8 protein-coding genes are annotated in these 6,000 nt (G+C 30.7%); 1 reads left to right on the forward strand and 7 read right to left on the reverse strand.

Annotated elements, in window-relative coordinates:
• Positions 1–247: 247 nt before the first annotated feature.
• On the forward strand, positions 248–844 hold the full coding sequence (locus AC1DY0_RS14940) for a hypothetical protein (RefSeq protein WP_477189382.1): 597 nt from the start codon (positions 248–250) through the stop codon (positions 842–844).
• A gap of 36 nt (positions 845–880) precedes the next feature.
• Here the strand turns inward: AC1DY0_RS14940 and AC1DY0_RS14945 are convergent, their stop codons facing one another.
• From AC1DY0_RS14945 to AC1DY0_RS14975, 7 genes are all read right to left on the reverse strand, one after another.
• Positions 881–1,504, reverse strand: a complete 624-nt coding sequence (locus AC1DY0_RS14945; protein ID WP_477189383.1) for a class I SAM-dependent methyltransferase — start codon at positions 1,502–1,504, stop codon at positions 881–883.
• Between the two features lie 236 nt (positions 1,505–1,740).
• Positions 1,741–2,322 (reverse strand): hypothetical protein, encoded by a 582-nt coding sequence (locus tag AC1DY0_RS14950; RefSeq protein ID WP_477189384.1) that lies wholly within the window; start codon positions 2,320–2,322, stop codon positions 1,741–1,743.
• A gap of 241 nt (positions 2,323–2,563) precedes the next feature.
• A complete protein-coding gene (locus AC1DY0_RS14955; protein ID WP_477189385.1) occupies positions 2,564–3,010 on the reverse strand; it encodes an SRPBCC family protein in 447 nt (148 codons plus the stop codon).
• 213 nt (positions 3,011–3,223) lie between these two features.
• Positions 3,224–3,856, reverse strand: a complete 633-nt coding sequence (locus tag AC1DY0_RS14960) for a hypothetical protein (RefSeq protein ID WP_477189386.1) — start codon at positions 3,854–3,856, stop codon at positions 3,224–3,226.
• 173 nt (positions 3,857–4,029) lie between these two features.
• Complete coding sequence (locus tag AC1DY0_RS14965) at positions 4,030–4,734, reverse strand: hypothetical protein (RefSeq protein ID WP_477189387.1); 705 nt, start codon at positions 4,732–4,734, stop codon at positions 4,030–4,032.
• A gap of 189 nt (positions 4,735–4,923) precedes the next feature.
• Positions 4,924–5,628: a hypothetical protein gene (locus AC1DY0_RS14970; protein WP_477189388.1), complete on the reverse strand. Its 705-nt coding sequence runs from the start codon at positions 5,626–5,628 to the stop codon at positions 4,924–4,926.
• A gap of 147 nt (positions 5,629–5,775) precedes the next feature.
• On the reverse strand, positions 5,776–6,000 hold a 225-nt coding region (locus AC1DY0_RS14975; protein ID WP_477189389.1), incomplete at its 5' end, for an energy transducer TonB.

The raw sequence follows: 6,000 nt of genomic DNA on the forward strand, positions 1-6,000 counted from the left end.
ATTGATTGTAGACACTAAAAATTGTAAATTTTATCTATTGTTGGGTTGGGTTGTGATTCGGTTTTTATATTAATAATTCAATTTCGTGAGCTAATTTTAAAATCACTTTTCACGAAAAAAATGCAATAAATTTAATGAAATGACTGTTATGTAAATAGAGTCTGGTTGTATTTGTTTAATGGTTTTGGATATATTCAAAATTCTTTAAAAGCATAACGATTGGACCGCTAATAAATAATTTTAAAATATGAAAAGTATATTGTTCTTTGTTGTTGTGATTGGAATGTCCATAAGTGGATATGCCCAAGAAGAATTCACTGCTAAATACAAAGCAATTCCACCTAAAGAAAACAAAAAAGAAAAAGCGATTCCTCCAAAAGAAGTTTCACCAAAAGTGACTCCTCCTGAGGTCGTGAAAAAAAAAGATACCCTAGAGGTTGATCCAACAACACTTTTTAATGACATTAATTATTATAAAAAGGAGGCCAATACAGAAGGTATTTACTATAGAAAAAATCAATATTTAGGCAGTATTAAAACTAAATCTTTGACATCTAAAATACGTTATCGTGACGCCGCATTTTTAGACGGTGATTACGTAAGGGTATTTTTAAATCATAAAGTAATAGTTCCAGAGGTTGTTATGGAAAGTGATTACAAAGAATTTGAAATAAAACTGCAAAAAGGAATGAACAGGATTGACATTGAAGCTTTGAACGAAGGTTCTGCTCCTCCCAATACAGCACAATTCGAAGTTTATGATGATAAAGGTATTCTAGTTATGTCAGACCAATGGAATGTTGGAAAGGGTTATAAAGCAAGCGTTATAATTATAAAAGAATAAGATAACTAATGCTGTCATTTTGTGATTGAAATTGCTTTATTTTTTTCGACCTACAAATCGTATAACAGAACCTTTTCCATTGTGAAACTGTCCTTCGTTTAATTCAATTTCCTGTTCTATTAATTCTATAATTTCGTAATTCTCAAAGTCGGATTTTAGTTCTTCAATTGAGAATAAAGATTCGATGTCTTTTGGTCCGCCTACTTTTTCGTTTTTTGAAAGATAGTCAAGGTGTTTTTTGCTAAATGCTTCAAAAATAATGATTCCGTTCTTGCACAAGAATTTATCAAGAGCCTTGTGGTAAAGGGATTTAATATCGGCAGGGAAGTGTGCAAAAATTAGCGCAATTGCGTCAAATTGTTCGGGTTTATAATTCAGTGCTTCTAATTCGCCAACTTGATAGTCAATAGTTACATTATTGGCCTTTGCAAGTTGCATTGCTTTGTTTTTTCCTTCAATGCTTATGTCAAACGCCGAAACTGCCCAACCAAGTTTTGCTGCAAAAACAGCGTTGCGTCCTTCGCCTTCTGCAGGGAAAAGTATGGTTCCAATATTTAATTTTTCTAATTCTTGTTTTAGATAGTTGTTTGGCTCTTCGCCATAGGCAAACGCTTCGTTACTATATCTGTCGTCCCATCTTTCGGTCCAATTGTCGCTCATTTTACGTGATTTTTTTAATGTTCTTTAAAAAGATAAAAGTACTAAAACTCTGCTTGTTTTTTATAACTGGAAACATTTTTAAAAGGGAAAACTACTGAGCGATAATTTATTTCTCAGTAGTTTTTGATTGTCGATGTGATGCTTTGTCGTAAGATGTAACAGAGTATGTACACATCGAAAGCTAGGGAAGAATTATAGATGTTGGCAAAGCCAAAGATAATCTTGTAAACAGATCTTTATTTTTTCTCTTCTAGGATAGTTTTGTATGCTTGGGTTTTCATTTCGATAAAGTTATCCAAATAACCAATTTGGTAAACAACAAAATCAGAAGCGTATTTTTTCTTATCAAGAGTAGCAAATAGATTCAATCGTATTTGTTCTGTTTGTTTATCGAATGCAGATTGATCCAATTGCATTAGTGACTCGTAATCAAAATTCTCTTCGTTTTTGGAAAAAGTTGCCACAAATTCATTTTCTGTAGCGCCTTTTCCGCTAAAAACCATTGTTTTTCCTGGTTCTTTGGCGTCAACGGTGATTTTTAAGTCATATCCATTATTTAGATATATTCCATTGGGAAAAATACTAGAGCAATTGCTTACATAATATTTATCGGCTTTTATGTTCAATGTGTCTTTAAAGATACCATCGCTGTCCGCTTTGATAATCTTTTTGAAATCAGGGTTTTTATAAGAGATAATAACCAAAGAATCGACTTCAAGGTTGGCGATTTTCACTTTAAGATAAGCGTAGTTTTTGGTTTGGCTATTGGCATTGAAAGCGAAAAGTAGTGCCACTACAATTGGGAATAGTTTTTTCATTAAAATATTTGTTTTATTAATATATCGCAAAATTATTTTAATTCCCTATTTGCAATGTTAATGAAACAATATGTTAATGTTTATAATTTGTTTTTTTAAGATTATGGGGTTAATTTGGAAGCTTTGGGTGTAAATTAACGCTATTGTTATGTAGATATGTCTTCGAAATTTCGGGTCCTAAATTGAGTCTTAATGTTGTAGTGGCTATTAGCGGTTCGTTATTCTTTTTCTCTTATGAATTTTAAGGGTTATCCCCTAAAAGTTGTTTAAGTTTTAAGAAAGTACTTTGCCATCCCTTTACATAATCATGTTTTGAACCATTTCCAAAATTCATATGTTCAAACTGCATTTTCGTTGATTTCCCCTCTTCAGTTAGCAACAAAACAACAAAAGATTCTACGCTGGGTTCGCTTTTCCAATGCCAGGTAAATGTTAGCTTACTTAATTTTTCAATCTCAGTATAAATGCCATTACAAATATGCTCGGTTTGGTCGGCATCTTTAAATGCTACTTCAAAACTACCACCTGGCCTAACATCTAGTTTTGCACTTAACACTGTCCCTTTGGGATCAGATCCAAACCACTTCATTATGACACTAGGTTCGGTCCATGCTTCCCACACTTTTTCGACCGAAGTATGAATTATGGTCTCGATAATTAGAGAGTCTTTAGATGTTTCCTTGTCCATAATTTTAGTTACTAATAATAAACATTTAAAATAGAGAAGTTGCCTGCTGTAACGTTCTGGCACTAGCGGGTTTGGGACTAAATTAAGCCCATTCTTTGGATTTGCCAAATCTTCCAAATACAAAACCATTTTTCCATTAAGCCAATTGCCCAAATCCGTTGTAGCTGTTGTGTGAGGTAATTTGAGTAAGGTTGTTTAATATATTAGCTTTAATCATCTTATGTTTGAGTAGTCTGTTTTTTTACTAATATCATTATAATATGATTGATTATTTATTACAGTATTTTCAATAGGTTTATCAAAATTCTTTAATTTATAATTAATTGAAAGAAGTACATATAATATCAAAAAGAAGGATAAAACTAAACCAAAGAGATTTAGAAGCAACATTCCAATTGTATGATCTTTAACTGTGTCTTTTGCATATTCGTATTCTAGTTCAGCATCAATTTGATTAATCTCAGGATTGTCAGGTAAATAATTAACAGTCATATATTTAATTAGCCTTTCTGAATTTTCAGGAATAAATTCTTCAGTTATAAATTCGCCACCATATGTTTTATTATTTACCTTAAAACTGTATTTAAATTCAAATGAATTTGTATAAGTATTACCAATTTTAATTTGATTTGTTACATAATTTTTATCAAGATCCGCAATTATTGTTTTTCCGTTTTTTAATAGATTTTCTATTTTCTTTTTATAATGGTTATCCCCATAAACTCTATCATAGGTATTTTCAAAACAAAATGTAAATAGAAAAAGTAATACAAGTAAGAATCCTATATTTTTAAGCAGGAAGACAGACTTTATTAATGGCTCAATTGAAGATTTTTTTTGATTCATTTTTGATTTAACGGTTTTAGGTTATTATCTCACACAACGTTCTGGCATTACAGCGGGTTTGGGACTAAATTAAACTCATTCTTCGGATTTGCCAAATCATCCCAAATACAAAACCAACTTTCCACTAAGCCAATTGCCCAAATCCGTTGTAGTAGCTTTTGTATGCTGTTTTTTTACATTGTATTATAATGTTTCCAATCACTTATTTCCATTGGATGTTCTCTGTTAATTGGATAGTTTGCTTTCACAAAATCAAATTGTTCTTTAGTTAGTAGAACCATTCTTCCATCATTTCCGGAACTTATAGGATAAAATCTTTCGTTACTTTTCTGTGATTTTAGTAGGTCGTTTAACATCTCTATAAAATTTATATATGAAATTCCCCAATCATCTTCTCCAAAATCATTGTCATAAGCGATATATTCTTTTCCGTTAAGTTTTATTTTATGAGTCAAATGTCTTTCAGTTTGATTATTAAATTCATCTGAAAATTCAAGTTTCAAGTTTAGTTTGTCAAATGATTTTTTTACAGTTTCTAAATACTGAATTAAACCACCACTTTCAAATAGAGTTTCTGAATCTATAAAATAAAATCTATTGTCAGTAAATATTAAGCTTTCGCCTTTCATTTTGCCTTCAAAAAAATTTAGTTCGTTATAAGATTTTTCAAATTCAGCTTTTGTTTCTTTTAAATCTTTTTTTTCGGTTAGATTGAAAAAATTGAGTTTGTCTAATCCTACTATAATTTGGTTTCCGGTCAATTTAGTTTTCGCTATCTCTTGTTGTTTTTCGGGTTCTTTTTCCTTAATGTTATTTTGAGACTTTGAATTACAACTTAAAAATAAAAAGCTAAATAATAGAAGTAGTGTTTTATTCATTTTCGTTTTTAATAAATGTTCTTTCTTGCAGAGTGTTTCGGTAAAATAACCGCCAACGTTCTGGTACTAAAGCGGTTTTGGGACTAAATTAAGCCCATTCTTCGGATTTGCCAAATCATCCCAAATACAAAACCAACTATCCATTAAGCCAATTGCCCAAATCCGTTGTAGCTGTTGTGCGACGTATTTTTACGATTCCCAGGTTCCTACTATTTTGTCAATTATCCACTTATTCTTTACTTTTTTGATATATATTCTATAGCCCTTACCGCCAGTTCCTCCACAACCGAAGCCCGCATCTAAAACTCCAAATTGTTTTGTTTGGTCAAATTGTATTCTTGTAAAATCTAGAATTCCTGAAAAAACAAAATTATATTTAGTAAACCAAATCGCATCTCGCTCTTTTGGAAATTCATTAAGGTTTTTAAGTTGGAACTTATTATTCAATTTAATTTTGCTGAAATCAAAATCATATATTGTTTCAGTTCCGTTTTTTGTTTCGTCAAGCTTAGCTTTTGGAAAATGTTTTTCAAAATCTGATTTTACGCTATCTCGTATTTTTCTTAATTCAGGTGCAAAAGCAATAATTAGCTTTGAAGTATCTCTTTTGATTTCATTGATATCAGCTTTCCATTCTTCATATTTTAGCTTTTCATCTTTAGATGCTTTCAGTGAATCGGTTTTTAAATATTTTCCATTTTTATCAAAGATAACTTTACCAATCATTAGTGGTGGATTCATCATTATTCTACAATCAACACAAACCGAATCTACTAAAGTTGGGAAAATTTCAGTCAGTACATTTTTCTCAAACTCCAAATCGGTCATTTCCTTTTTACAACTGGTAAAAAAGATGATTAATAAAATGGTTGTTATTTGTTGCAGTTTTTTCATAATATGTCGCACAACGTCATGGCACTACAGCGGGTTTGGGACTAAATTAAGACCTATTTTCGGATTTGCCAAATCATCCCAAATACAAAACCATCTTTCCATTAAGCCTAATGCCCAAATCCGTTGGAGCTGTTGGTGGCAGTTTATTTATTTATGGGAATATATAAAATTCATTTCACTATTTACATTTATTCCTTTAAATTTAGCAGGAATCCATTTTGTTTTTTCTACAAATTTTAAAGTTTCATTTTTAAAATATTCTGCAAACTTATTGTTTTCAGAATCTGTGAAACTACAATCAGTTTCAATGTTGCTTATTTTTCCGTTTTTATTTAAAATAAAACTTATTTGTGTACTCGAATAATATTTTCC

The organism is Flavobacterium sp. P1_E4, from assembly GCF_056405915.1.

Coding starts and splice junctions, on each gene's coding strand:
- AC1DY0_RS14940 (WP_477189382.1), top strand. CDS start 248: ATGAAAAGTATATTGTTCTTTGTTGTTGTGATTGGAATGTCCATAAGT.
- AC1DY0_RS14945 (WP_477189383.1), bottom strand. CDS start 1,504: ATGAGCGACAATTGGACCGAAAGATGGGACGACAGATATAGTAACGAA.
- AC1DY0_RS14950 (WP_477189384.1), bottom strand. CDS start 2,322: ATGAAAAAACTATTCCCAATTGTAGTGGCACTACTTTTCGCTTTCAAT.
- AC1DY0_RS14955 (WP_477189385.1), bottom strand. CDS start 3,010: ATGGACAAGGAAACATCTAAAGACTCTCTAATTATCGAGACCATAATT.
- AC1DY0_RS14960 (WP_477189386.1), bottom strand. CDS start 3,856: ATGAATCAAAAAAAATCTTCAATTGAGCCATTAATAAAGTCTGTCTTC.
- AC1DY0_RS14965 (WP_477189387.1), bottom strand. CDS start 4,734: ATGAATAAAACACTACTTCTATTATTTAGCTTTTTATTTTTAAGTTGT.
- AC1DY0_RS14970 (WP_477189388.1), bottom strand. CDS start 5,628: ATGAAAAAACTGCAACAAATAACAACCATTTTATTAATCATCTTTTTT.